Here is a 23,395-nt window from a genome sequence, read left to right on the forward strand (position 1 = left end):
CCTCAAAGCAACTCTGAACCGTGCGAAGCGCTCGCAGAAATCACTCAAACAATTTTACGTTCCGGCCCGGCCCTGTGCGAGATTGGGTCATGCCCCGCCCCGTCTCCCGTCTCCGGCGCCTGCTCTGGTCCATCAGCCTGGCCTGCGTCATCGCGGCAGTCTCGACCTTGGGTCTGGCCTGGGTCTGGCGACTGATCGGCGGCGGGGCGCTCAGTCTGCACGGCTGGATCGCCATGGGGCTGGGCATTCTGGGGACGGTGGCGCTCAGCTGGGTCTTGATGAGCCTCGCCTTCCGCTCGGACCGCGAGGGTTGGGACGACCGCGTCGACAACAGTCTGGATCCCGGCCGCGAGGAGAACCGGTCCGGGGACGACGACCTGATCTACTAGGCCGCGATCCCTTCGCCCTTCAGGACGCGCAGACCTAGGGCCGGGGCCAGAAGCCCTTCGGCCAGGGCCCGCACCACGGGGACGGCCACGGCGTCGCCCATCAGCTTCAGCGCCGCGCTCTCGCTGCCCGGCAGCCGATAGGCCTCGGCCAGTCCCATCAGCCGCGCGGTCTCGCGCCCCGTCAGCCGCCGCGCGCGGACCTGTCCGGCCTCGCACACCAGCACATACTGGCGCGACGATCCGCCCGAGGGGGTGCGCAGACAGCCGGCGAGGCCGTCCAGCCTCAGCTCCAGCCGCTGGACCTTGACCCCGGTCTCGGTCCGCACCCGCCGGAAGGCCGCCGCCACCCGGCGCTCGCCCGAGGCCAGGGCCGCCTCCAGCCGGGCCCGGTGCAGGGGCGCCGAAAGGGCCAGCAGGTCTTGCGTCTGGTTCGCATCGAACCAGTCGACCGCCGCATCCGGCTCCAGCAGGGCGGCGAGGTCCAGGTTGCGCCGCGGCGGGGCGGGCAGGGACCACCAGGCCCAGTTCGCCTTCACCGCCTCGGGCAGCCGGTCATGGGCCGCGATCAGGCGCGGCGAATGGAAGATGCCAGGTGCAGCCTCGGCTCCTGCCGCGTCCTTCAACCCGACGATGAACAGCCGGGGCCGCGACTGCGGCAGCCACAGTCCCGCGTCCATCTCCAGCGCCCCGACGCGGTAGCCCCCCTCGGTCAGGGCCTGACAGACGGCGGCGAAGTCCCGCCCGCCCGCCGAGGTCAGCAGCCCGACCACATTCTCGATCGCGATCGCTCGCGGCGCCCGACCCTCGTCGGCCAGTCCCTTCATCAGCCGCCAGAACCCCCAGAAGGCCCCCGATCGCCGCGCCTCCAGCCCGCCGCGCGCCCCGGCCAGACTGACGTCCTGACAGGGGGACGAGGCCCAGCACAGGTCGGGCGTCCCCGGCAGATCGGCGGTCGTCAGGTCCCAGACGTCGCCTTCGTGCAGGGGCGTATCGTGATGGTTGGCGCGAAAGGCACGGGCCTTGGCCGCATCGATGTCATTGGCCATCAGGGTATGGAAGCCGGCGCTCGCCAGCCCGATCCCCGCCAGCCCGCCGCCGGCGAAGAACTCGAGCACGCCTCCCGGCGCCACCTTGGCTGCTGAATTGTCCCCGCGAATCGCCATGTGCGGATTCTAGGCGCCCCCGAATCTGTTGGCGACATCCATTGGCGACGGACTTGACCCGGCAGGCGCTGTGGGGACCATAGCGGCGTCCTGGTCCCCCTCCGGAAAGCCCCCAATGCGCCCCATCCTGCTCCTCGCCCCGCTCGCCCTTCTGGCCGCCTGTTCCCAGGGTACGACCGAGAAGACCGAGGCTCCGGCCGACGCTCCGACCCCGGCCAGCCTGGGCGGGGTCGATCTGAACCAGCCGTTGCGCGCGCTCGGGACCGAGCCCTTCTGGAGCGTGGAGATCACGAAGGACGCCATGGTCTATACCGGCGTCGATCGCGACACCCGGCGTGCGGCCAACCCCCAGCCCGTCGTCCTGGGCGCCAAGGCCGTCTACACCGCCGCCACCGAGGACGGCGCCGAGATGGTCGTGACCCTGATCGCCACCGAATGCTCGGACGGGATGAGCGACCGCCTCTATCCCCTGACGGCCCGGGTCCAGATGGGCGAGGCCACCCTGACGGGTTGCGCCGCTTCCCAGACCTTCCTCAACAGCCAGCCGCCCGCCTGAACGGACAGGGCCTAGCCGTCGCCCAGCAGGGCGCCGACGCCGGGAACCGTCTTCACCGCCTCGCCCATCCAGTCGCGGCCGGTCGCTCCGGTGACCGCATCGCGGGCGGCGGGCAGCAGACGTTTCAGCTCGTCCTTGCCGATCCCCACGCGTTTCAAGCGGTCCAGCAGGCCCATGGCGTCGCCGATGGCCGCGCCCGAGACCCCGCCCGCGCTCTTCATCAGCCCGCCCATCAGTCCGCCGCCGCGCGGCTTCGCCTCGGGCGACAGCGCCAGATCCGCCGCGCCCGGTACGGCGGCATAGAAGGCGTCGCGCGCCTCAGGCGCCGCATGCTTCTCCAGCAGGCCCAGCGCCCCGATCAGCGCAGCCCGCGCCTGATCCGGCTCCTGCCCGGCCTTCGCCGAGGCCTGCGACATCACGTCTTCGATCGAAATGGTGTTGTTCATCGCGCCCTTAACGGTTCTCAAAGCCCAATGATCCTAAGGATCGGGCATGACCCAGACGCAGAACGCCGAGCCGGATCACCTCCACGCCGCCCATCTGGTGCAGGCGAACGGCGCCCCGACGGACCTGCGCTCGCTCACGGCCCTGCGCTTCATGGCCGCCATGTGGGTCGCCGTCTACGCCCTGTGGGACAATCTGGCGGTGACCTTCAAGCCGGCGGTGATCGCCAAGGGCTATCTGGGCGTCGAGCTCTTCTTCGTCCTGTCGGGCTTCATCCTCTGTCACGTCTATCTGGCGTCGGCCGGAGAGAAGCGCTTCAACTATCGCGAATTCCTCTGGGCCCGCATCGCCCGGGTCTATCCCCTGCACATCGCTACCCTTCTGGCCGTCATGGCGCTGGGCTTCGCCGCCCTCTTCGCGGGCATGAGCATCGACGGCAGCGTCATGAGCTGGGCCTCCCTGCCCGCCAACCTCTTCATGGTCCATGCCTGGGGTCTGGCGCCCGAGGCGGGCTGGAACCACCGGTCCTGGTCCATCTCGGCCGAATGGTTCGCCTATCTTTCCTTCCCCCTCTTCGCCTTCGCGGCCTGGAAGCTGCGGCATCGCCCGGTCACGGCCATCGCCGGGGCCCTGATCCTGCTGGGCGGCCTCTATTTCGTCTTCCCGCGCCTGGCGGGCTTCCCCCTGACCGAGGCGACCATCGCCTGGGGCGCGCTCCGCATCGTCCCCTGCTTCGCCTATGGCTGCGCCCTCTATCTGGCCTTCCGCCGCGCGCCCCTGGCCATGCCCGGCCTGATCGCCGCCACCGCCGCCGCCCTGATGATCGCCGCCGCCGCGCTTCAGCTGTGGGACGGGATCATCGTCGCCCTCGCCGGCGCCCTGATCCTCGGCCTGGCCAGCCTGCCCAACGCCCGCGCCGGCTGGCTGTCCTCGAAGCCGGCCGTCTATCTCGGGGAGATCAGCTATTCGGTCTATATGGTCGTGGTGCCCTGGCAGCTGCTGGCCGTGAATCTTGCGGCCAAGCTGACCAACGCCCCGGACAAGCATCTTCACGTTTTCGTGTGGCTGGCGATCGTTCTGGCCCTGCCGCTGGTCGCGGCGGCGTCCTACCACCTCGTGGAATTCCCCGCCCGGCGGGCATTGAAGGGGTTGGCCGCCCGTCGCCGCACTGCGGCAAAGCTCTCTCGCAGCGCACAATCACTCGCCTGAAAGTCGGGGTTTCCCCTGAGAGGCTAATCGTCTACCCAAGGGTCGGGCGTAACAATCGGACACATAGACGGCATGAAGAAACGGCTCGCCGCCGCTGTGGTTGCAGCGTCCCTGGGATTTTTCGCGGTTGGCGTAACGCCGTCCGCCGCCCTGGCCGCAGATAACGCCCGCGATCCCTACTGGCAGTGCGTGACGTTCGCCCGGATGTTTTCGGGCATCCAGATCTTCGGCGACGCCTGGACCTGGTGGTCGCAAGCCGTCGACAAGTTCCGCACCGGCCGCGCCCCCGAGACCGGCTCCGTCCTGGTGTTCCGTCCCGAGGGTCGCATGACCCGGGGCCACGTCGCCGTCGTCTCCGACATCCTGACCGACCGCGTGATCCGCGTCACCCACGCCAACTGGGGCGGCAGCCGCGGCAAGGTCGAGGAAAACGTCACCGTCGTCGACGTTTCCAGCCAGAACGATTGGAGCGAGGTCAAGGTGTGGTACAGCCCGGTGCATGACCTCGGCACGACCGTCTATCCGACCTACGGGTTCATCTATAACGGCGCGCGCGACGCCTTCGACGGCGCCCGCCAGATGGCGTCGGCCGACGCCTCGACCGCTTCGGTCGGCGCTCAGAACTAATCCCTGCAGGGACGGCGCGGCGTGATCCGCGTCTGTCACGCCGGCAGCGGCGTCTGTGAGCCGGTCCAGGGCCCGGTCCTCGACTGGACCCTGCCCCCCGACGCCCTCTGGATCGACATGGTCGCCCCGACCCCCGACGAGGATCGGGCGGTCGAAAAGGCCCTGGGCCTGTCCGTCCCCACCCGCGATGAAATGGCCGAGCTGGAGGCCTCCAGCCGTCTGTATCGTGAGAACGGCGCCACCTATGTCACCGCCGACATCATTCACAACGGCGACGCCGACACCCCGACCATCGACCCGGTCACCTTCGTCCTGACCAAGGGACCGCTGGTCACCATCCGCTATTTCGATCCCAAACCCTTCACCATGCTGGTCGACAAGCTGGAGCGGGAGCCGAACCTGTGCTCGACCGGCGCGGACCTGTTCCTGAACCTGATGGAGGCGATCATCGACCGGGCCTCCGACATCCTGTCGGTCAACGCCAACAAGGTCGACGCCGTCGCCACTCACGTCTTCGCCGAGGGCAAGCAGGTCGGCTTCGAGCATCTGCTGACCAAGCTGGGCCGCGCCCATATCGCCAATGCCCGGATCGAACAGTCCCTGGCCGGCCTGGCGCGCATCTTCGTCTATATCGCCTCCGATGAGCGTATCGACCACGTCCCGGATTCACGCGAGCATCTGCGCTCGCTCAGCGGCGACGCCGCCAGTCTGATCTCTCACAACCAGGCGGTCGCGGCGGGGATCAATTTCCAGCTCTCGGCGGCGCTCGGCATGATCAACATCCAGCAGTCGTCGATCTTCAAGGTCTTCTCGCTGTTCACCGTGGCCTTCCTGCCCCCGACCCTGATCGGCGCCATCTACGGCATGAATTTCGAGCACATGCCCGAACTGCACGAGACCTGGGGCTATCCGGCCGCCCTCGTCGCCATGGTCGTCGCCGCGGCGCTTCCCCTGCTGTGGTTCAAGCGGAAAGGCTGGCTCTAGCCGCCCTCGCCGGTCAGTGTTCCGGCCGGATCGAGAACTGGAAGGCCACCAGGCCTTCGGAGACCTCGCGGTCGATGCCGGTGCCGCTGTGGATGCCGTCGGCCTTCAGCTCGCGATAGACGACGCCGAACGAGGTCTGCATGTCGCCCCGGCGCATGGCCACCCCGATGGAGGCGTCGCCGAGGAAGGAGGAGCCGCGCTCCTGGCTCATGCCCGAACGGGTGTAGTCGCCGTCGCGGTTGCGCGCGAAATTATAGCCGACCGCCCGGCCGGATCCCGCCGCATAGACATACCAGCGCGACCGTTCGCCGAAGGCGCTGGAGCCGCGCGGCACCAGACGCTCGATGTCGGAGCCGATCTTGAGCGTGGCGCCGGCCTCGGCCGAGCCGCCCTCGTCGCCGACGCCGATCCCGGCGTGGGGCGTCAGGCTGACTTCCAGGCCCGAGGCCGTATAGCCCCGCGCCACCGGCCAGCCGCGCGTATAGCTGACGTCATAGCCATCGACGGCGAAGTCGCTCTCGTCATGCAGGGTCGCCGGCAGGGGCGAGCCGTCGGCGCGGCGCAGCGTCCCGTGGGTCGTCACCCGAAGCCGGTCCGTATAGCCGTCGCCCTCGCGCCAGACATCCGACCGGCTGGTCGCGGCGAAGGGCGAGGCGCGCTCTGCGGCCGGGGCGAACCGGTCGGTGGGATAGGCGCTCTGGAAATCGATGGCCGGTCCGAAGTCGGCCGCTGCCGGGGCGTTGGAGACGGCATAGGATTGCTGGTTCAGCCGGGCCATCTGCGACGGGGTTCCCGCGCCGCTGACGGGCGCGCCGCTGACCGGGCCGCTGACGGGAACCAAGGGTGCGGCGGCGTGGGTGGCGGGGGTCGGAGCGGGAGAAACCTGGACCTTCAGGGCCTGGATTTCCTGGGCCCGGGCCCACTCAGGGGTCAGAGTCGATTGGGCGAACGCCGAGGTCGCGGAAACCCCGAAGACGGCCAGACCGACGATGACACACCCGAAACGCTTCAACGGTCCCCTCACAGCCGTGAACGTCTGATTACCCTGACTCGAATCCGGGCAGACGCCAAACGACTTTTTCACGACACAATCCTGACGCCTGACCAACGCAGGTGTGGAGAGGTCGGTTCCCGGAGGGAGGGTCCGGTTGATTACCCATGCAACGGGGGATGGATTCCCCACCCCCGGCTCAGGGCGTCATGCTCGCCTTATTGGCAGGCGAGGCACTCGTCATAGTCGGTGCGGGCGGCAGAGAAGAGGTCCGGCTGGTTCGGATCGACCTCGGTCCCTTCGGCCTCGGCCTTGTCGTCGGCGCCGGCGAAGGCGGCCCGCTGAACCGACTTGGAGCGCAGATAGTAAAGCGACTTCACGCCGGTCTCCCAGGCGCGCCAGTGCAGCATGTGCAGGTCCCACTTGTTGACGTCGCCGGGGATGAACAGGTTGATCGACTGGGCCTGGCAGATTTCCGGCGAGCGGTCGGCCGACAGTTCCACGACCCAGCGCTGGTCCAGTTCGAAGGCGGTCTTGTAGATGCCCTTCTCGTCGTCGCTCAGCATGTCGAGGTGCTGGACCGAGCCCTCATGCTCCAGGATCGAGGACCAGACGCCGGCGGTGTTGGCGCCCTTGGTCTCCAGCAGCTCTTCCAGATAGGGGTTCTTGACCGCGAACGAGCCCGACAGGGTCTTGTGGGTATAGATATTGGCCGGGATCGGCTCGATGCCGGCGCTCGTGCCGCCGCAGATGATCGAGATCGAGGCGGTCGGGGCGATGGCCAGCTTGTGCGAGAACCGCTCCATCACGCCACGCTCGGCGGCGTCCTCGCAGGCGCCCTTCTCTTCGGCCAGCAGGCGGCTGGCCTTGTCGGCCTCACGACGCAGGTGTTTGAACAGGCGCATGTTCCACGACTTGGCCATGGCGCTTTCGAAGGCCACGCCCTGTGACTGCAGGAAGGAGTGGAAGCCCATCAGGCCCAGACCCACCGAACGCTCGCGCTTGGCCGAATAGACGGCCGCCTTCATTTCCGGCGGGGCGCGCTTGATGAAGTCCTCCAGGACATTGTCGAGGAAGCGCATGATGTCCTCGATGAAGCGGGGCTCCTCGCGCCACTCCAGGAATTTCTCGGCGTTGACCGACGACAGGCAGCAGACGGCGGTGCGGTCGATGCCCAGGTGGTCGCGGCCCGTGTGCAGCATGATTTCCGAGCACAGGTTGGACTGTTTGACCTTCAGGCCCAGGTCCTTCTGGTGCTGCGGCATCTGCCGGTTCACCGTGTCGGAGAAGATCAGATAGGGCTCGCCGGTCTGCAGGCGGATCTCGAGGATCTTCTGCCACAGGGCGCGGGCGTCCACGACCTTCAGGACTTCGTCGTTCTTGGGCGAGCGCAGGCCGAACGAGCCGCCGGCCTTCACGGCCTCCATGAACTCGTCGGTGATGTTGATGCCGTGGTGCAGGTTCAGGGACTTGCGGTTGAAGTCGCCCGAGGGTTTGCGGATCTCGAGGAACTCCTCGATCTCGGGGTGGTGCACGTCCAGATAGACGGCGGCCGAGCCGCGACGCAGCGAGCCCTGCGAGATCGCCAGGGTCAGCGAATCCATCACGCGGATGAAGGGGATGATGCCCGAGGTCTGGCCCGCGCCCTTGACCTTCTCGCCGATGGAGCGGACGCCGCCCCAGTAGGTGCCGATGCCGCCGCCGTTCGAAGCCAGCGACACATTCTCGTTCCAGACGTTCTGGATGCCGTCCAGCGAATCACTGACCGCGTTCAGGAAGCAGGAGATGGGCAGGCCGCGGTCCGCGCCGCCGTTCGACAGCACCGGGGTCGAGGGCATGAACCACAGCTTCGACATATAGTCATAGACGCGCTGGGCGTGGTCGGCGTCATCCGAGAAGGCGGTCGAGACCCGGGCGAACATGTCCTGGTAGCTCTCGCCCTTGAGCAGGTAGCGATCCTCCAGGGTCTTCTTGCCGAAATCGGTCAGCAGGTCGTCGCGCGACCGGTCCAGTTCCAGCGACCGGACCACGGACAGCTGCGGACGCGTCGCGTCCGTTTCGCCGGAAACCGTAGCGAATTCCGTGGTCTTGTAAGCCTCTAGGCCAGCCATGATCGTCAACGTCCTGAACAAATGCGCAAGTGAAGCCGCTCAGCGCCGGACACATCATCTAGTGGCCAAAGCGCTCCCCGAGCCCACATATAGGGCGCAGATGCCTAACGAGCCGTCAACGGCTTGACGCGCACTTCTCAGGCGAATCAGACGAAAGACAGGGGGCGACTCTGTGGAAAGCGTGCGCGAAGGCCGTGACGCAGGCGTGACGCCGAAATCGACGCCGGAATCACGAAGGCGTGAATCGTCGCACATCGGAACGGGGACGCAGCCTTGCCGTTCACGGACGATGCCGACACAGAATTTGATCCTCTTCGCGCGCCGCGCCTTCACTCTGGCGCGGACCGAGATCGCGGCCCTCGCCGCCTTCGCCGTCATCGCCCTGTGCGCCGCGACCTTCGCCGACCTGGCCGAGGACTCGCGCGAGGCCGATGACCAGGGTTTTGATCTGGCGGTCCTGCATGCCCTGCACCCCTATGCCGACGATCCGGCGCGCCCGCTGGGACCGCCCTGGGCCGGGATTGTGGCGGCCGACATTACCTCTCTCGGCAGTACGGCGCTTCTCGTCCTGTTCGCCCTGATGGCGGTCGGCCTTCTGCTGATGTTGCAGAAACGGCTGTCGGCCCTGTTGCTGGTTGTCGGACTGGCCGGCGGGCTGGCGTTGTCCGAAGGCCTGAAGGCGGTGTTCGAGCGGGCGCGACCGCCCGTGGAGTTTCAGAGCGTCCACACCCTGAACGCCAGTTTCCCGTCGGGCCACGCCCTGCTGTCGGCGGTCTTCTATCTCTCTCTCGGCGTCATGCTGACGCGCGCCTTCCCGCGCCGACGGCTCAAGGCCTACGTCATGGGGATGGCGATCGTGATGACCCTGCTGGTCGGGCTCAGCCGCATCTATCTGGGCGCCCACTGGGCCACCGACGTCTTCGCCGGCTGGAGCGTCGGCGCGGCCTGGGCCATGGCCCTGTGGCTGGTCTCCTACGCCGTTGCCCGCCGCCAGCGGCGTCACCATGCCGTCCTGCAGGATCAGGCGGCGCCGGAGGCTCGCGACGAAGTCAGCGCGCCGGCGTGACCGGGCACTGGGCCTCGACCAGACGCGTCGAGCGCGCGTCCTGTCTGCGGTTCGCCAGGGCGCGGGCGTCGTCGCAACGGTTATCCGAAACCAGCTGGCGCACCTGACGACGCAGCACCCAGGTCGACTGGATGCGGTCCTGCCGGTTCATACAGGCCTCGCCGCAGTTGGCGGCCGCCGAGACGAAGGCGTTCGGACCATAGGTCGTCTGGCCCGCCAGGGTCTGGCCGTTCGCCCCGCTCACCTGCTGCGGCATGGCCATGGCTAGGGCCATCGAAATCGCCATCGAGATCATCGGGGTCGCTCCGGTTGAATGACGACCTCAACCCTACGGTGAGATTTCCGGGTTCGGCAAGTCTGTGACGCCGACGCCATCGGCCGTCAGGTTGGAAAGAGGGGCTCCGCACGGCCTGACATCATCGTGCGGAGCCCATTCCGTTCAGGGTGGGGCCTCCGAGCGGTGCCCCGAAGCTCCGCCATTCCGCGCCCCCCGCCAATGGGGTCAGACGTACCACTCCGAATGGAGGGGGTGCTTCTCGCGGATTGGAGGTTCGGCGATCTGCGTCTGCTGGCGCTTACGCAAGCTTGTCCCGCGCCGGATAGCCGCTGACGATGCCGGCGACGATTTCCATGTCGTAGGGTTTCGGAAGGAACTGTCCGTCAGGGGGGATTTCTGCGGGCCCCGGACGCTCGTTGCCCGAGGTGATGATCAGGTGCACGTCCGGCCGCTTGCGGTGAACCTCTTCGGCCAACGCCATCCCGTCCCGGGGGCCAGGCATGTTGATGTCGGTGAAGAGCACCGAGATGTCCGGGTGCAGGACCAGCATCTGCAGAGCCTCATCGGTGTCGCCCGCCTCATGGGTCGTGCATCCCGCCGATTGAAGCGCTTCGGTAGCGTCGAGGCGGAGCAGGGGCTCGTCATCGACGACGAGAACGACAGGGTTCGGAACGTCGAGGATAGCCATGTGACCGCAACCGGACCTGGGGGTGATCGTTCCGTGATCGGGTGGATCTATTTGATAACCGGCAAGGATGTCACGCTCGGAGAGCGACGTTACGTGCGGTGTCAGGCCAGGCGCTTCAGGGGCAGTGAGATTGTGACGATCAGACCGTCGGGCGCCCAGTCGCGTGTGATCACGCCTGACAGTTGGGATTTCACGGTCCGGTCCAACAGGCTCGTGCCGAAGCCCTCTGTCACGGCGTCCGCGGGGCGTCCGACACCTGTCTCCTTCCAGACAAGGATCAGCCGCTCTCCGTCGCGCTTCAGGTCGATCGCCAGATGGCCGACGAGGTCGCGCATGGCGCCGTACTTGACAGCGTTCGTGGCCAGTTCGTTCAGGACCATGGCGACTGAGGTGACGGCGTCCTGGCCGACGTCCGCATCGTCTCCCGTGACTGCGACGTGGGCTCCGGCCTGTTCATAAGGCGCGAGAAGGGTCGCGATCAGGCCCTTGATCGATCGCGGAGCCTCGTTGACGTCGCGGGCGTCCATCGGGTGGATGAAGGAGATGGCTCGCCCGAGGCCGCCGAGCCGCTCCCGCAGGGAGGCGACGAAGGGATGGGACGTGGGCTGGGATCGGCCGGAGAGGTAGACCAGGCTGTCGACGACGGCGAACAGGTTCTTGATCCGGTGCGCCAGTTCACGAGAGACCAGCGCCGACTCGCGGCGGTCCTGTTCGCGCCGGGTGACGTCATGCGACAGGGACTGCAAGGCGATGATCTCACCCCTGTCGTTGCGGATCGGGGTGACGGCCACGTCCCAGGATTTCATCGTGCCCTTCGCCGTCGGGCAATCGGCGCTGAAGCGCGAGACTTTTCCGCTGGCTGCTGCGGCGACCGAAGCGAGGACCAGTTGACGGCTTTCCTCCGGCCAGAGCGAGGCCCAGGGCCGACCCGCGACGAGGCCGAAGTCGTCGATCTCCATCACGCACAGGCCGTCGTTATCCATGGCTTGGAGTGTCCCGTCGAGGCCGATGGTCTTCAGGCAGTCGCCGGTGTCGCCGACGGCCGTCGGGTTGGTGTTCATGACGCTCATTGAAATCCGCCGTCCCCCGACTGCGCCCGCAGGGTACACCTGCGCCGCAGTGCGAGCGAGTCCTGCGTCCGGATAACTAAAGTGCTAGAGGCCTGGCCGGACCTGCCCATTCGTCGCGGCCGGGATCCGTCCGGCCCCGGGCTAACGTCCGCAACGGGTCGGAAGCGGTCCTCGACCCATTTGCCGAACCAGCCCTCCCGGAAGCCGGTGTTCAGCCGGCAAAACTTGCGAGTCGCTCTCGCTTGCCTTGATGCGGCGCTGCGCCGTAAAGGCCGCCCCTGTCATTGGGGAGTAGCCGCCCGCATCTCCAGCGGGGCTCGCGTCAACAGACTTCGGTTCGTCTCAGGACGCATCGATGGCGCGAGAGTCCAGTGGCCCTATCGCATCGCGCGCGGCGCTATGCTGCTTGAGGGCAGGACCTTTCGGTCCTCAAGTCGTGAGCCTCCGCGAGGCGAACGTAGGACCACAGGAATGGCAAGACCTTTGGCTTTCGCGTCGGCGGACCTTTGCGGGGTCGTCTGGCGTGCGAGCCTTTCGTCTTGTCTACGACCCCGCCCGAGTGACGACCCTTATGGAAGCCTTCCTCATTTCGACCGGCCTAGTCGCGATCGCCGAGATCGGCGACAAGACCATGCTGCTGGCCATCGCCCTGGCCGCGACCTGGCGGCGGCCGGTCCCCCTCATCCTCGGCATTCTGGTGGCGACCCTCGCCAACCACGCCCTCGCGGCGCTGGCCGGGACACTTGCTGTCCATTATCTGAGTGGTCCATGGATGAAGTGGATCATCGGTTTCGCCTTCCTGGCTTTCGCCGGCTGGGCCCTGATCCCCGATACCCTCGACGACGATGAAGGCGCTGTGAAGCCGCACCGGACCTCGCTGGCCATCTTCTGGGCCACCACCGTCGCCTTCTTCCTCGTCGAGATGGGCGACAAGACGCAGATCGCCACGGCGGGCCTGGCGGCCCGGTTCGAGACCCTGCCGCTGGTGGTCGCGGGTTCGACGCTCGGAATGATGCTGGTCAACGGCCCGGCGGTCTTCATGGGCGAGGCGGCGGCCAAACGTCTCCCCTTGAAGTATATCCGTATGGCGGCTGCGGCCGGTTTCGCCCTGACGGGCCTGTGGATCCTGATCGCGGGGTAGGGGTGAGCGACCTTCTTCTCTCCATTGACGACGTCTCGGTCACGCGTGGCGATGCGGTCCTGCTGGACCGTGTCAGCCTCTCGGTCGCGGCCGGGGCCCACACCGCCATCCTCGGCCGCAACGGCTCGGGCAAGTCGACCCTCGTCCGCCTGATCGCGCGTGACCTCTATCCGGCGGGAGGAGGCGAGGGGGTGCGCATCTTCGGCGAAAGCCGCTGGGACGTGTTCGAACTGAGGAAGCGGCTCGGGATCGTCTCGCCCGCGCTCCATGCCGACCTCGCCGGCGAGGAGTCTCTGGAGGTGATGGACGCCGTCCTCTCCGGCTTCTTCGCCGCTCGGGGCCTGTGGCGACACCACAAGGTCTCGCCGGAGATGCGGGCCGCCGCCCGTGAGGCCCTCGACCGCATGGGCGCCACAGCCCTGATCGGACGGCGCATGGCCACCCTGTCGACGGGCGAGGCGCGCCGCGTCCTGATCGCCCGCGCCCTGGTTCATCGTCCAGAAGCCCTGCTGCTCGACGAACCCTGCGCCAGCCTCGACCCCGCCACTCGCCGCCGCTTCCTCGACGCCCTGCGCGGGATCGCCGCGTCCGGGACCACATTGATCATGGTCACCCACCATGTGGAGGAGATCCTGCCCGAGATCGACCGGCTGGTCCTGCTGCGAGAGGGTAGGGTGCTGGCGCAGGGATCGAAAGAGGCGTTGCTGAGCGGCCCCGTCCTCACCGACCTGTTCGGCATGGCAATCACGGTCGAACGCCGCGGCGGCTGGTACCGCGCCGATCTGGACTAGGCTCCCCGATCAGGCCGACCCGCTGACCCCGCGCGGCCCGTCTCCAGACCCCCAGGTCCGCCAGCGCAGCATCCAGTTCTCGCCCTGTCTCAGATGCTGTTCGCGCGCGGTCAGGCTCTCTTCGCGGATGGCCCGCTCGAAGCAGCGACGGGCGCGTTCGCGGCATTGGGCGGCGTTGAGGGGCGGCTCTTCCATGGCGTTGAAAGGCGGCGGCCTTTCCCTGTGCGATCCGGGAGAGGATTCGAATCCTCTGCGAAACCCGGCTCCTCCGCCCCGGGTTCCACCTGAGCGGGACCTGGGGTGGTAAACAGCCGTCACAGTCGCGGCCTATGCGGACCGCGACAGTTCCCCTCCCGGCCGTTTCCGGGCTAGGAACGGCGCGCACGCAGAACCGGACTCTTTTCCATGACGACCTTCGCCCCCTTCTCCGACTGGCTGGCCGGCCAGGAAGCGCCCGAGGCCCTGAAGACGGTGGTCGCGGCGGTGGCGGAGGAGTGCGTGGCTATCTCCCGCGTCGTCTCGCTCGGCGCCCTGGCAGGGGCCCTCGGCGTCGCCGGCAGCGTCAACGTCCAGGACGAGGAGCAGAAAAAGCTCGACGTCATGACCAACGACATGCTGACCGACCGGCTGAAAGGGTGCGCCGCCGTCGCCGCCGTCGGCTCCGAGGAGATGGACCTGATCGAGCCCACCGGCCGTCAGGGCGGCTATCTGGTCACCTTCGATCCGCTGGACGGCTCGTCCAACATCGACATCAACGCCCCCGTCGGCACCATCTTCTCCATCCTGCCGGCGCCCGAGGGCCGCGCCCCGGCCGAGGCCGACTTCCTGATCGGCGGCCGTCATCAGGTCTCGGCGGGCTATGCGGTCTACGGCGCCCAGACCATGCTGGTCCTGACGATCAACGAGGGCGTCACCGGCTTTACCCTCGACGATCAGGGCCAGTGGCGACTGACCCATCCCGACATCCGCGTCCCGGCGGATACGAAGGAGTTCGCGATCAATATGTCGAACCGCCGCCACTGGGCCGAACCGGTGCGCCGCTATATCGACGCCGCCCTGGCCGGCAAGACGGGCCCTCGGGCTAAGGACTTCAACATGCGCTGGGTCGCGGCCATGGTCGCCGACGTCCACCGCATCCTGATGCGCGGCGGCGTCTTCCTCTATCCCTGGGACCAGCGCGAGCCCGACCGCCCCGGCAAGCTGCGTCTTCTCTATGAAGGCGCCCCCATGGCCCTGCTGATCGAGCGGGCCGGCGGCAAGGCCACCACCGACGGGACACAACCCATCCTCGACGTCGTCCCGACCAGGCTCCACGACCGCGTCGCCGTCGCCCTCGGCTCTGCCAATGAGGTGGACGCCATCGCGGCGGCCTGACGCCGGTTCACGCCGCCCCCTCCTGGCGATGTTTCAAAACTGGAACGAATGACACCGTTGGCATCTGAAATTTAACTTCTGCGTGCGATCAGGGTCTTAGGTTCGCAGTTGGGAGGGACCGGATGCACGGTCGCTGGCGACTGTTCAGACATGACGCGGGGCAGGCCTCGGGGCCGCCGCCCTGGGCCTATGTGGCGATGTTCGCCGCCTGTCTGCTGGTCGGCATCTGGAGCGCCCGGACCTTCGACGCCATCGTCATCTGGCCGGCAAACGGCGTCATGCTGGCCGCCGCCCTGCAGTTGCACAGGCGCCAGGCCATCCGCGTCCTGGCCGCCTGTTTCGTCCTCAACATTATCGGCAACGTCGTGCGGGGCGATCCCCAGCCCTTCCTGTGGCTGAACGCCGTGCTCAATCTGGGCGAGGCCTGTCTGGCCGCCCTGATCGCGCGCCGGGTCTGCGGCGCCGCCCTCGACCTGCGCCGGCCCAAGCGTCTCGCCAACTTCGCCCTGATGGCGGTGATCCCGGCCGTGCTGATGTCGGCCTTCGCCATCCTCAGCGTCGTCGGCCCGATGCGCGACTACACCCTGCCGATCTATATCTTCACCCTGCACCGCTTCTTCGACATGGAGACGCTGGGCCTGCTGCTGGTGGCTCCAGCCCTGCTGCTGATCGCCAAGTCGCACCGCTTCCGCTCGACCGCCCCGGCTTCGCGGCTGGAGACGGGGGTCGTGGTCGCCCTGCTCATGGTGATCACCGCCAGCTGCTTCTTCCAGGACCGGACGCCGAGCCTGTTCCTGATCTTCCCCTTCCTGCTGCTGGTTTCCTTCCGAACGGCCCCGACCTGGGTCGCGGTCTCCATCATCGGGGTCGCGGTGATCGGCGGCGCCGCCACCGTCACCGGTCACGGCCCGGTCCTGATGACCCGTCTGGCCGCCTGGCCCGGGCTCGAGGACGTGCCGCCGCTGCTGCGCCAGCTCAGCGTCTTCTATCTGTTCCTGCTGGGGGTGATCATCACCGCCCTGCCGGTGTCGACGGTCATGTCCGAGCGCCGCCGACTGATCCAGCGCCTGAAGCGCCGCACCGAGATCGCCCAGCAGGCCCGCCGTCGCGCCGAGGACGCCGACGCCGCCAAGTCCCGCTTCCTGGCCCTGATGAGCCACGAGATGCGCACCCCGCTGAACAGCGTCACCGGCTATGCCGAGGTCCTGGCCCGCCGCCCCGGTCTGGACGCCGTCGCCATCGACCAGCTGGGCCATATCCAGCGCTCGGGCGACGCCCTGCTGATGCTGGTCGAGGATGTGCTCGAGATCTCGCGCGGCGACGACGCCCTGTCGCTCGCCCCCCTCTGCCTGTCCGACGTCATCGGCATCGCCGCCGCCCCCAGCCGCATCGCGGCCGAGGACAAGGGCCTGAGCCTGACCATCGACATCCGTCCGGATGCGGGCCTCATGTTCGTCGGCGACCGCCGCCGCCTGCGTCAGGCGCTGCATCACCTGATCTCCAATGCGGTGAAATTCACCGAGCGCGGGACCGTCTCCATCCTCGCCGACCGTATCGACGGCGAGGTCCTGATCGCCGTCACCGACAGCGGCTGCGGCCTCGACACGGCCGGCGCCGACCGCCTGTTCGAGGCCTTTGTTCAGGGCGACGATTCCATCAGCCGCACCCATATCGGCGCCGGCATCGGCCTGAGCCTGGTTCAGCGTCACGCGGCCCTGATGGGCGGCTCGGTCGTGGTCGACAGCCGCCCGGGCGACGGCGCCACCTTCACCCTGCGCCTGCCCCTGGCCCTGGCCGAAGGCGCCGCCGCCCAAGCTGCGTCTCCCGCGCCCGCGCCCAAGGCCGCCCCGGTGGATATCGCCGAGGATGAAGACTGCCCCGCCGCCGCCCCGCGCATCCTTGTCGTCGACGACCACCCGGCCAACCGCGAGGTCGCCCGTCTGATGCTGGCCGCCGTCGGCTGCGAGACCGCCGAGGCCTGCGACGGCGACGAAGCCATCGCCATGGCCGCGACCCAGGATTTCGACCTGATCCTGATGGATGTCCGCATGCCGCGCGTCGACGGCCTGGCCGCCACCCGCGCCATCCGCGCGGCCGGCAACGCCGTGCCCATTCTCGCCGTCACCGCCGACGCCATGCCCGAGGACGCCGCCCGCTGCCTCGCCGCCGGCATGGACGACCACCTGCCCAAGCCCATTTCCCACCACGCCCTCTATGCGGCGATGGAGCGGCTGCTGTCCGGCGAACGCGCCGAGCCTGCCGCAGCTGAAGTGGAAGCCGAAGCGGCTTAATCCGGTGGTTGGAGCGGTCTACCGTTCCTCCCCCTCCGCGAACGGCCACCGCCCGGTCCAGAAGGCCTGCAACTCCGGCAGCGCATCCACTCTTCTCACCACCTCCGCCATCTTCGGCGCGACCTCGGCGAAGCGTTTGCGGCGCGGCGTCCAGCGGCTGGCGACGGTCACATAGAGGTCCAGCACGCTGACCCCCGGCCCCGCCAGGAACCCGCCCGGAGCGATCGTCGGCCCGATCTGGCTCTCCATCACCGCCCAGCAGTCGGCGATCCGCCCGGACGTTCGCTGCAGCAGCACGGCCTGCGCCGCCTCATCCTGCCCCACCAGCCGCGAGGGGACGTCGCGCACCCAGTACATCGAATAGACGGACGCCGGGATGAAGCTCATCCAGCGCAGGAACTGGCCTCTCCGGGGATCGCCGGGCAGGGGAGCCAGCCCCGCCTCCGGATGGCGTTCTGTCAGGAACAGCAGGATGGCCGCACTCTCGGTGACCGTCTCGCCTTCCGGGGTGATCAGGGCCGGGATCTGCCGCATCGGATTGACCGACGCGACCTTGTCCCGCTCGGCCTCGCCCTCCCAGGTCACCGCCTCCACCACCCGGAACGGCTGGCCCATCAGTGTCAGCGCCGCCTCGACCGGCATCGAGCCGGAGCCTGACGCGCCATAGACGATGTACTCTCCGGCCATTTCCGCCTCCTCATTCGCGATCAGGTTCTCAGCCAACCTAACGCTGTTTCAGCCTTTCGGGGGCCGGGCCGAGGCGTTCAGCCATCGTAATTCGTGCGGCCAATCCCTTGGCCTTCAGGCCTTTGCGCGTTTTTCAGCGTCGCGAACTCGCCCCGGTCGAGGCCGGGCCTAGGCTCGGCTCATGACCCAGTCCGACACCCCCGCCAAACCGGCGTCCCGCACGCCTCCCGAAATCTGGGCCGCCGCCCGCGACGACTATCTGGCCGGCGACAGCGCTCCGGTGGTCGCCGAACGCCACGGTCTCTCGCTACGCAGCTTCCAGCGCCGCGCCGGCGTCGAGGGCTGGCGTCGCGCTGATGTGGAGGTTCTGTCGCCCGGCGACGCCCCGATCTGGGCGCGCGGCCTGACCAAGGCCCAACTCATCGACCTTCATCCCGAGCTCGCCGACATCGAGGCGGCGCGCGCCGAGGAGATGTTCCAGCTTCTGTTCGAGCCGTCGGCGGTCGAGCTGCGGCGCTTCGCCTTTCGTCGCGCCGCCGAGCTGGCGGCCACGGATTCACCGCGTCAGGCCCTGATCTGGATGCGGCTGGTGCAGATGCTCGACAGGCCCGGAGACCGGATCGACCGTGAGAACTCGGTCTTCACCCCGGTCGATCATCTCCGCTCGGCCTTCCTCCGCCGCATGGGCGAGGATTTCGGAACGGCCGAGGAGCCGGCAGGACCGTCGTCCGACGGGTGAAGTGGCGGTGTTTGGCGGTGTGGCGGTGTTTTTCAAACCGCCAAACGGCTCAGCTTCTACCTCGGACAGTCCCCAAACCATCCCCAGCCCATCGCGTTAACCTCTGGATAAACACGCTAGATATAGCGTGTCGTACGAAAGTGATCGCAACATAGCCGCTTTGGGTCTTGGCGCCGTTGCGTTCAACCCGCATGGTGAATCCCAGTCCACGGAATCGTTCGCAGAGCCTCCTCCCCATGAACGCCCACGCCATCATCAAGCCGGGAACCCCCGGCCTCCTGACCTCCTCGGCCGCCTACAAGCCGTTCCGCTATCCGTGGGCGTTCGACATGTGGAAGAAGCAGCAGCAAGTCCACTGGATGCCCGAGGAAGTGCCTCTGGGCGAGGACATGAAGGACTGGGCCGTCAACCTGAACGACAAGGAGCGCAATCTGCTGACGCAGATCTTCCGCTTCTTCACCCAGTCGGACATCGAGGTCGCGGACAACTACATGGAAAAATACGGTCGGGTGTTCAAACCGACCGAGGTCAAGATGATGCTCTCGGCCTTCGCGAACATGGAGACCATCCATATCGCGGCCTATGCCCTGCTGCTCGAAACCATCGGCATGCCCGAAAGCGAGTTCGGTGCCTTCATGGAATATGAGGCGATGCGGGCCAAGCACGACTACATGGGCCAGTTCGGGGTAGAGACCGAGGCGGACATCGCCCGCACCCTGGCCATGTTCGGCGGCTTCACCGAGGGGCTTCAGCTGTTCGCGTCGTTCGCGATGCTGATGAACTTCCCGCGCCAGAACAAGATGAAGGGCATGGGGCAGATCGTGTCCTGGTCGGTGCGCGACGAAAGCCTGCACTGCGACGGCATCATCAAGCTCTATCACGCCTTCAACAAGGAAACGGGCTGCGTCACCCCGGCCGTCGCCGATGACATCGTCCAGTGCTGCGAGACCGTGGTCGGTCTGGAAGACAAGTTCATCGACCTGGCCTTCGAGGCCGGCGACGTGAACGGCATGACGCCGGACGACATCAAGCAATACATCCGCTTCATCGCCGACTGGCGCCTGCGTCAGCTCAAGCTGCCCGAGCTCTACGGCATCAAGGAAAACCCCCTGCCCTGGCTGCAGTCCCTGCTGTCGGGCGTCGAACACGCCAACTTCTTCGAGGCCCGCGCCACCGAATACTCCAAGGCCGCCACGCAAGGGTCCTGGCACGGCGCCGAAGGCGTCTGGGGCGAGTTCGACAAGATGATGGCCCGCCGCGACATGAGCCACGTCCCGGGGTGAAGACAAAGAAAGACCCTCTCCCTGCGGGAGAGGGCTTGAGGCTCGCAGAGCGCAGCGATGCGCGAGCCGAAAGGGTGTGGGAGTTCGCCGCCCACCGGTGGGGGCACAACCCCTCACCCTCCCGCCGCTCTGCGTCGGACCCCTCCCTCTCCCTGGGGGAGAGGGGTAAGGACAGCAGATGACTCTTTTGAACAAAGCCCTTCTGAATGTGGGACTGGTCGGCTACGGCTTCGCCGGAAAGACCTTCCACGCCCCGCTGATCTCGGCCTGCCCGGACCTCAGCCTCCACACCGTCGTCTCGACCCGGCCCGAGGCCGTCCACGCCGACTGGCCCGAGGCCCGCGTCGTCCCAGACCTCGCGACGGCCCTCGCCGACCCTGAGATCGACCTCGTCGTCATCGCCACCCCCGACGCCCTGCACGCCGAACAGGCCGAGGCGGCTTTGAACGCCGGCAAGGCGGTGGTGGTCGACAAGCCCTTCGCCCTCAGCCTCGCCGACGCCCGCCGGGTGGTTGACCTGGCGGATGAGAAGGGCCTCTTCCTCTCCGTCTTCCAGAACCGCCGCTGGGACGCCGACTTCCTCGCCCTGAAGGCCGAGATCGCCTCGGGCCGCCTCGGCCGGATCGTCACCTATGAGAGCCATTTCGACCGCTACCGCCCGGTGGTCCGCGACCGCTGGCGCGAAGCCCCCGGCGCCGGGGTCTGGCAGGACCTCGGCCCCCATCTGATCGATCAGGCCCTCAATCTGTTCGGCCGCCCCGAGGGCATCACCTGCGACCTCGCCATCCAGCGCGACGGCGGCCTGTCGCCCGACCGGGCCCATGCGACCCTGCGCTATGACGGCGGCCTGCGGGTGGTGCTCAACGCCGCCATGCTGATCGCCGCCCCCGATGTCCGCTTTGCCGTCCATGGCTCCAGGGCCAGCTTCCTGACCTCGGGCCTCGACCCGCAGGAGGACCAGCTCAAGGCCGGGATGGTCCCGGGCGCCCCCGGCTGGGGCGTCGATCCCTCTCCCCCGACGATCGTCGAGGGCGAGACCGGCGCCCGCACCTCCGCCCCCGGCCCCGCCGGCGACTATCCCGCCTACTACGCCGCTGTCGCCAAGGCCGTGCGCGGCGAAGGCCCCAACCCGGTCCCGCCGTCGGAAGCCCTGATGGTCATGGAGGTGCTGGAGGCCGGGATGATCAGCAGCCGCGAAGGCAGGGAGGTCGCCCTCTAGATCCCCGCGTACCATTCATAGCCGCGGTCGGGCCAGTAACCGCCCTTGCCGCCCTCGATATGGTCGAAGCTTTCGACCGCCTCGATCCGCCGGATGTATTTGGCGTGTTTGTAGCCCAGCTGCCGCTCGACCCTCAGCCTCAGGGGCGCGCCGTGCGGAACGCCCAGGACCTCGCCGTTCATGTCGTAGGCGAGGATGGTCTGGGGGTGGCGGGCGTCGATCAGGTCGATGCTCTCATAGTACCGGGGCCCGTCCTCGGTCTGGGTCAGGGCGTCGAAACAGTGGAAGACGATGTATTTCGCCTCGGGCCTGAGGCCGGCCTCGTCCAGCAGGGCCGACAGCTTCGCCCCCGACCACTGGCCGATCGCCGTCCAGCCCTCGACGCAGTCGTGTTTGGTGATCTGGATGCGGGACGGCCGGGCCCTGAGCTCGGCCAGCGAAAGGCGTAAGGGGCGTTCCACCAGACCGCCGATCTCCAGCCGGTAGTCGGCGAAACCGTTGGCCTTGAGCGCCAGATAGTCGGCCGCCGCCGGGTCGATCGAGCCGTTGGGCTTGAAGTCGGGCGAGATCTGGTCAGCCCCATATTCCGGGGCCAGGGCGTCGCGGGGCAGGATCAGCCGTTGGGCCGCCTTGGTCAGGCTCTCGGCCGAGACCAGCAACCGGGTCCCGATCTGCGACCCGCGCTCGCAGGCCGACAGGGCCATGACCCCGGCGGTGGCAAGGGCTCTGACCAGCCAGCTCCGGCGGTTCAGACTACTCACGGTCGGCCTCCTCTTTCGAGGGCTCGATGACGAACCAGCCGGTGATCATGGCCCGCATGTTGTTGGCGAGCCCCGTCCAGATCACCAGCCCGACATGGACCAGAAGGAAGAGGAGGATCAGGTTCGCCGAGATGAAATGCAGGGTCCGCGCCGACTGCCGCCCGCCCATCAGCTCCAGCAGGACCCCGCCTATGGCGTTGAACCCCGGCGACATCGACAGCCCCGTGATCAGCATCATCGGCAGGACCACCAGCACCATCGCCGCATAGGTCAGCTTCTGGATGACGTTATAGGCGCGGGCCTCGCCGTCCTTGGGGAAGTGGAGACGGGCGTGTTTCTTCACCGAGGGCCAGAAGCCCTTGAGGTCGGTAGTCGTCGGCCACAGCCGGGTCTGGAACCGCCTAGTGAGGAAGGCGAAGGCCAGCCAGACCAGCCCATTGATGACAAACAGCCAGGCGAAGAAGAAATGCCAGCGCCGGGCCGTCGCCAGATCCCGACCCTGAGGCAGCAGCAGCCAGTCGGGGATGGTCGGGATGTCGAGCCAGGGCTCGGCGAAGGTCGACTTCAGCCCCCAGTAGAGATGCGGATGGGCCAGCAGGATATTGGCCCCGCTCATCAGGAGGACGATCACCGCCGTGGCGTTGATCCAGTGCCCGATGCGGACCCAGACGGGATGGCGGAAGGTGTCGGTGCGGCCTCCCGGCAGGGGGCGGTCTTCATGGGAAGAGGTGACGGGAGCCGGGACCTCGGCCGGAATCTCGTCGACAGTCTGATCCATCATCGAGGCCTCCCTGCCCGTGCGTCATCGAAGACTACGCCCGGACGCGCAGGGAGGTTACCCCTATTCGTCTTCCCCGAAGCGGGTGGCGACCAGTTCGTTCAAGGCCTCGATGGCCTCGGCGGCGTCGGAGCCCTCGGCGGAGATGTCGATGGTGCAGCCGTTGCCGGCGCCCAGCATCAGCAGGCCCATGATCGAGCGGGCGTCCACCGTGGTGCCGTCGCGCGTGACCTGGATCTCGGATTCGAAGCTGGAGGCCAGCTTCACGAACTTGGCCGAGGCCCGGGCGTGCAGACCCCGGGTGTTGCAGATGTTCGCGGTGGCCGAGGATGTGGGCATGCGGTGGTCCCTATTTCTCGCCCGCCAGAACCCAGGAGGCGACCGAGATGTATTTGCGGCCGGCGTCCTGGGCATGGGCGACGCAGGCTTCCAATGTCTCGCGCCCGCGCACGCTGGCCAGCTTGATCAGCATCGGCAGGTTCAGTCCGGCGATGACCTCGGCGTGGGTCTGCTCCATCACCGAGATGGCCAGGTTCGACGGCGTGCCGCCGAACATATCGGTCAGCAGGATGACGCCCGAGCCGTCATCGACGGCGGCGGCGGCGTCGACGATGTCGCGCCGGCGGCGCTCCATGTCGTCCTCGGGGCCGATGCAGATGGCCGCAACGCCCCGTTGAGGGCCCACGACATGCTCCATGGCCGCCAGGAATTCGGAGGCGAGCCCTCCGTGGGTGACGATCACCAGCCCGATCATGA

The 23,395-nt window shown here is 67.7% G+C and carries 26 protein-coding genes and 1 riboswitch; of the genes, 13 read left to right on the top strand and 13 right to left on the bottom strand.

From position 1 onward, the window contains the following. Positions 1 to 89: 89 nt before the first annotated feature. Complete coding sequence (locus tag IFJ75_RS17870; protein WP_207870035.1) at positions 90 to 389, top strand: hypothetical protein; 300 nt, start codon at positions 90 to 92, stop codon at positions 387 to 389. Here the strand turns inward: IFJ75_RS17870 and IFJ75_RS17875 are convergent. Continuing rightward, positions 386 to 1,552, bottom strand: coding sequence for a DNA cytosine methyltransferase (locus IFJ75_RS17875; protein ID WP_207870036.1), 1,167 nt, complete (start codon positions 1,550 to 1,552; stop codon positions 386 to 388). The two genes, IFJ75_RS17870 and IFJ75_RS17875, sit on opposite strands and share 4 nt — an antisense overlap. A 115-nt stretch (positions 1,553 to 1,667) precedes the next feature. Between IFJ75_RS17875 and IFJ75_RS17880 the strand changes: the two genes are divergently transcribed. Next, positions 1,668 to 2,108, top strand: coding sequence for a COG3650 family protein (locus tag IFJ75_RS17880; protein ID WP_207870038.1), 441 nt, complete (start codon positions 1,668 to 1,670; stop codon positions 2,106 to 2,108). 11 nt (positions 2,109 to 2,119) lie between these two features. Here the strand turns inward: IFJ75_RS17880 and IFJ75_RS17885 are convergent, their stop codons facing one another. Continuing rightward, positions 2,120 to 2,554: a hypothetical protein gene (locus IFJ75_RS17885; RefSeq protein ID WP_207870040.1), complete on the bottom strand. Its 435-nt coding sequence runs from the start codon at positions 2,552 to 2,554 to the stop codon at positions 2,120 to 2,122. A gap of 151 nt (positions 2,555 to 2,705) precedes the next feature. Between IFJ75_RS17885 and IFJ75_RS17890 the strand changes: the two genes are divergently transcribed. The 3 genes from IFJ75_RS17890 (at position 2,706) to IFJ75_RS17900 (ending at position 5,372) form a co-directional block, all read left to right on the top strand. Continuing rightward, positions 2,706 to 3,761 carry an acyltransferase family protein gene (locus IFJ75_RS17890; RefSeq protein ID WP_263973059.1) on the top strand — a complete coding sequence of 352 codons (1,056 nt, stop codon included), beginning with the start codon at positions 2,706 to 2,708 and terminating at the stop codon, positions 3,759 to 3,761. A 72-nt stretch (positions 3,762 to 3,833) separates the two neighbouring features. After that, entirely contained in the window at positions 3,834 to 4,388 is a 555-nt protein-coding gene (locus IFJ75_RS17895; protein ID WP_207870042.1) for a CHAP domain-containing protein, read from the top strand. 21 nt (positions 4,389 to 4,409) lie between these two features. Next, positions 4,410 to 5,372: a magnesium transporter CorA family protein gene (locus IFJ75_RS17900; RefSeq protein WP_207870044.1), complete on the top strand. Its 963-nt coding sequence runs from the start codon at positions 4,410 to 4,412 to the stop codon at positions 5,370 to 5,372. A 13-nt stretch (positions 5,373 to 5,385) separates the two neighbouring features. Here the strand turns inward: IFJ75_RS17900 and IFJ75_RS17905 are convergent, their stop codons facing one another. Both IFJ75_RS17905 and IFJ75_RS17910 read right to left on the bottom strand, forming a co-directional pair. Next, positions 5,386 to 6,384 carry a lipid A-modifier LpxR family protein gene (locus IFJ75_RS17905; protein WP_225896887.1) on the bottom strand — a complete coding sequence of 333 codons (999 nt, stop codon included), beginning with the start codon at positions 6,382 to 6,384 and terminating at the stop codon, positions 5,386 to 5,388. A gap of 197 nt (positions 6,385 to 6,581) precedes the next feature. Then, positions 6,582 to 8,474, bottom strand: a complete 1,893-nt coding sequence (locus IFJ75_RS17910; protein ID WP_207870045.1) for a ribonucleoside-diphosphate reductase subunit alpha — start codon at positions 8,472 to 8,474, stop codon at positions 6,582 to 6,584. Positions 8,475 to 8,778: 304 nt separating this feature from the next. Between IFJ75_RS17910 and IFJ75_RS17915 the strand changes: the two genes are divergently transcribed. Further along, positions 8,779 to 9,540 (top strand): phosphatase PAP2 family protein, encoded by a 762-nt coding sequence (locus IFJ75_RS17915; RefSeq protein ID WP_225896888.1) that lies wholly within the window; start codon positions 8,779 to 8,781, stop codon positions 9,538 to 9,540. Here IFJ75_RS17915 and IFJ75_RS17920 read toward each other — a convergent pair. The 3 genes from IFJ75_RS17920 to IFJ75_RS17930 all read right to left on the bottom strand — a co-directional run bounded on the left by IFJ75_RS17920 (position 9,524) and on the right by IFJ75_RS17930 (position 11,575). After that, positions 9,524 to 9,835, bottom strand: coding sequence for a hypothetical protein (locus IFJ75_RS17920; RefSeq protein ID WP_207870048.1), 312 nt, complete (start codon positions 9,833 to 9,835; stop codon positions 9,524 to 9,526). The genes IFJ75_RS17915 and IFJ75_RS17920 overlap by 17 nt on opposite strands. Positions 9,836 to 10,115: 280 nt before the next feature. Next, positions 10,116 to 10,505, bottom strand: coding sequence for a response regulator (locus tag IFJ75_RS17925; RefSeq protein WP_207870050.1), 390 nt, complete (start codon positions 10,503 to 10,505; stop codon positions 10,116 to 10,118). A gap of 101 nt (positions 10,506 to 10,606) precedes the next feature. Beyond that, positions 10,607 to 11,575: a PAS domain-containing protein gene (locus IFJ75_RS17930; protein ID WP_207870052.1), complete on the bottom strand. Its 969-nt coding sequence runs from the start codon at positions 11,573 to 11,575 to the stop codon at positions 10,607 to 10,609. Between the two features lie 272 nt (positions 11,576 to 11,847). Further along, positions 11,848 to 11,995: riboswitch (yybP-ykoY riboswitch) on the top strand. Positions 11,996 to 12,146: 151 nt separating this feature from the next. Here IFJ75_RS17930 and IFJ75_RS17935 point away from each other — a divergent pair. Continuing rightward, positions 12,147 to 12,716, top strand: coding sequence for a TMEM165/GDT1 family protein (locus tag IFJ75_RS17935; protein WP_207932674.1), 570 nt, complete (start codon positions 12,147 to 12,149; stop codon positions 12,714 to 12,716). A gap of 2 nt (positions 12,717 to 12,718) precedes the next feature. Then, positions 12,719 to 13,507: an ABC transporter ATP-binding protein gene (locus IFJ75_RS17940; protein WP_207870054.1), complete on the top strand. Its 789-nt coding sequence runs from the start codon at positions 12,719 to 12,721 to the stop codon at positions 13,505 to 13,507. 9 nt (positions 13,508 to 13,516) lie between these two features. Here IFJ75_RS17940 and IFJ75_RS17945 read toward each other — a convergent pair whose 3' ends face one another. Beyond that, entirely contained in the window at positions 13,517 to 13,702 is a 186-nt protein-coding gene (locus IFJ75_RS17945; RefSeq protein ID WP_207870056.1) for a hypothetical protein, read from the bottom strand. 210 nt (positions 13,703 to 13,912) lie between these two features. Here IFJ75_RS17945 and IFJ75_RS17950 point away from each other — a divergent pair, with 210 nt between their 5' ends. Further along, positions 13,913 to 14,881, top strand: a complete 969-nt coding sequence (locus tag IFJ75_RS17950) for a class 1 fructose-bisphosphatase (RefSeq protein ID WP_207870058.1) — start codon at positions 13,913 to 13,915, stop codon at positions 14,879 to 14,881. A gap of 122 nt (positions 14,882 to 15,003) precedes the next feature. Further along, positions 15,004 to 17,172, top strand: coding sequence for a response regulator (locus IFJ75_RS17955; RefSeq protein WP_225896889.1), 2,169 nt, complete (start codon positions 15,004 to 15,006; stop codon positions 17,170 to 17,172). Positions 17,173 to 17,190: 18 nt separating this feature from the next. On the opposite strand, the gene IFJ75_RS17960 is transcribed toward IFJ75_RS17955, so the two are convergent. After that, the gene (locus tag IFJ75_RS17960) at positions 17,191 to 17,859 is read right to left on the bottom strand and encodes a glutathione S-transferase family protein (RefSeq protein WP_207870060.1); all 669 of its coding nucleotides are present in this window, start codon (positions 17,857 to 17,859) and stop codon (positions 17,191 to 17,193) included. 181 nt (positions 17,860 to 18,040) lie between these two features. On the opposite strand from IFJ75_RS17960, the gene IFJ75_RS17965 reads away from it, so the two are divergent. The 3 genes from IFJ75_RS17965 to IFJ75_RS17975 all read left to right on the top strand — a co-directional run bounded on the left by IFJ75_RS17965 (position 18,041) and on the right by IFJ75_RS17975 (position 21,100). Next, positions 18,041 to 18,598, top strand: a complete 558-nt coding sequence (locus tag IFJ75_RS17965; RefSeq protein WP_207870062.1) for a hypothetical protein — start codon at positions 18,041 to 18,043, stop codon at positions 18,596 to 18,598. A gap of 236 nt (positions 18,599 to 18,834) precedes the next feature. After that, entirely contained in the window at positions 18,835 to 19,881 is a 1,047-nt protein-coding gene (locus IFJ75_RS17970; RefSeq protein ID WP_207870064.1) for a ribonucleotide-diphosphate reductase subunit beta, read from the top strand. 178 nt (positions 19,882 to 20,059) lie between these two features. After that, a complete protein-coding gene (locus IFJ75_RS17975) occupies positions 20,060 to 21,100 on the top strand; it encodes an oxidoreductase (protein ID WP_225896890.1) in 1,041 nt (346 codons plus the stop codon). On the opposite strand, the gene IFJ75_RS17980 is transcribed toward IFJ75_RS17975, so the two are convergent. From IFJ75_RS17980 to IFJ75_RS17995, 4 genes are read right to left on the bottom strand one after another with little or no spacing between them, the layout of a single operon-like run. Further along, entirely contained in the window at positions 21,097 to 21,861 is a 765-nt protein-coding gene (locus IFJ75_RS17980; protein ID WP_225896891.1) for a molybdopterin-dependent oxidoreductase, read from the bottom strand. The two genes, IFJ75_RS17975 and IFJ75_RS17980, sit on opposite strands and share 4 nt — an antisense overlap. Beyond that, positions 21,854 to 22,642: a cytochrome b/b6 domain-containing protein gene (locus IFJ75_RS17985; RefSeq protein ID WP_207870066.1), complete on the bottom strand. Its 789-nt coding sequence runs from the start codon at positions 22,640 to 22,642 to the stop codon at positions 21,854 to 21,856. Before IFJ75_RS17985 ends, IFJ75_RS17980 begins: the two co-directional genes overlap by 8 nt. Positions 22,643 to 22,702: 60 nt before the next feature. After that, positions 22,703 to 22,978: an HPr family phosphocarrier protein gene (locus IFJ75_RS17990; RefSeq protein WP_207870068.1), complete on the bottom strand. Its 276-nt coding sequence runs from the start codon at positions 22,976 to 22,978 to the stop codon at positions 22,703 to 22,705. Between the two features lie 10 nt (positions 22,979 to 22,988). Then, positions 22,989 to 23,393: a PTS sugar transporter subunit IIA gene (locus IFJ75_RS17995; RefSeq protein WP_207870070.1), complete on the bottom strand. Its 405-nt coding sequence runs from the start codon at positions 23,391 to 23,393 to the stop codon at positions 22,989 to 22,991. Positions 23,394 to 23,395 lie beyond the last annotated feature (2 nt).

Source organism: Brevundimonas goettingensis (assembly GCF_017487405.1).
Classification (GTDB): Bacteria; Pseudomonadota; Alphaproteobacteria; order Caulobacterales; family Caulobacteraceae; genus Brevundimonas; species Brevundimonas goettingensis.

Excerpts from the sequence above, each read along its gene's own strand:
- IFJ75_RS17870 (WP_207870035.1), top strand. The coding sequence starts at position 90 with ATGCCCCGCCCCGTCTCCCGTCTCCGGCGCCTGCTCTGGTCCATCAGC.
- IFJ75_RS17875 (WP_207870036.1), bottom strand. The coding sequence starts at position 1,552 with ATGGCGATTCGCGGGGACAATTCAGCAGCCAAGGTGGCGCCGGGAGGC.
- IFJ75_RS17880 (WP_207870038.1), top strand. The coding sequence starts at position 1,668 with ATGCGCCCCATCCTGCTCCTCGCCCCGCTCGCCCTTCTGGCCGCCTGT.
- IFJ75_RS17885 (WP_207870040.1), bottom strand. The coding sequence starts at position 2,554 with ATGAACAACACCATTTCGATCGAAGACGTGATGTCGCAGGCCTCGGCG.
- IFJ75_RS17890 (WP_263973059.1), top strand. The coding sequence starts at position 2,706 with ATGGCCGCCATGTGGGTCGCCGTCTACGCCCTGTGGGACAATCTGGCG.
- IFJ75_RS17895 (WP_207870042.1), top strand. The coding sequence starts at position 3,834 with ATGAAGAAACGGCTCGCCGCCGCTGTGGTTGCAGCGTCCCTGGGATTT.
- IFJ75_RS17910 (WP_207870045.1), bottom strand. The coding sequence starts at position 8,474 with ATGGCTGGCCTAGAGGCTTACAAGACCACGGAATTCGCTACGGTTTCC.
- IFJ75_RS17920 (WP_207870048.1), bottom strand. The coding sequence starts at position 9,835 with ATGATCTCGATGGCGATTTCGATGGCCCTAGCCATGGCCATGCCGCAG.
- IFJ75_RS17925 (WP_207870050.1), bottom strand. The coding sequence starts at position 10,505 with ATGGCTATCCTCGACGTTCCGAACCCTGTCGTTCTCGTCGTCGATGAC.
- IFJ75_RS17930 (WP_207870052.1), bottom strand. The coding sequence starts at position 11,575 with ATGAGCGTCATGAACACCAACCCGACGGCCGTCGGCGACACCGGCGAC.
- IFJ75_RS17935 (WP_207932674.1), top strand. The coding sequence starts at position 12,147 with ATGGAAGCCTTCCTCATTTCGACCGGCCTAGTCGCGATCGCCGAGATC.
- IFJ75_RS17945 (WP_207870056.1), bottom strand. The coding sequence starts at position 13,702 with ATGGAAGAGCCGCCCCTCAACGCCGCCCAATGCCGCGAACGCGCCCGT.
- IFJ75_RS17950 (WP_207870058.1), top strand. The coding sequence starts at position 13,913 with ATGACGACCTTCGCCCCCTTCTCCGACTGGCTGGCCGGCCAGGAAGCG.
- IFJ75_RS17955 (WP_225896889.1), top strand. The coding sequence starts at position 15,004 with ATGCACGGTCGCTGGCGACTGTTCAGACATGACGCGGGGCAGGCCTCG.
- IFJ75_RS17960 (WP_207870060.1), bottom strand. The coding sequence starts at position 17,859 with ATGGCCGGAGAGTACATCGTCTATGGCGCGTCAGGCTCCGGCTCGATG.
- IFJ75_RS17965 (WP_207870062.1), top strand. The coding sequence starts at position 18,041 with ATGACCCAGTCCGACACCCCCGCCAAACCGGCGTCCCGCACGCCTCCC.
- IFJ75_RS17970 (WP_207870064.1), top strand. The coding sequence starts at position 18,835 with ATGAACGCCCACGCCATCATCAAGCCGGGAACCCCCGGCCTCCTGACC.
- IFJ75_RS17975 (WP_225896890.1), top strand. The coding sequence starts at position 20,060 with ATGACTCTTTTGAACAAAGCCCTTCTGAATGTGGGACTGGTCGGCTAC.
- IFJ75_RS17985 (WP_207870066.1), bottom strand. The coding sequence starts at position 22,642 with ATGATGGATCAGACTGTCGACGAGATTCCGGCCGAGGTCCCGGCTCCC.
- IFJ75_RS17990 (WP_207870068.1), bottom strand. The coding sequence starts at position 22,978 with ATGCCCACATCCTCGGCCACCGCGAACATCTGCAACACCCGGGGTCTG.
- IFJ75_RS17995 (WP_207870070.1), bottom strand. The coding sequence starts at position 23,393 with ATGATCGGGCTGGTGATCGTCACCCACGGAGGGCTCGCCTCCGAATTC.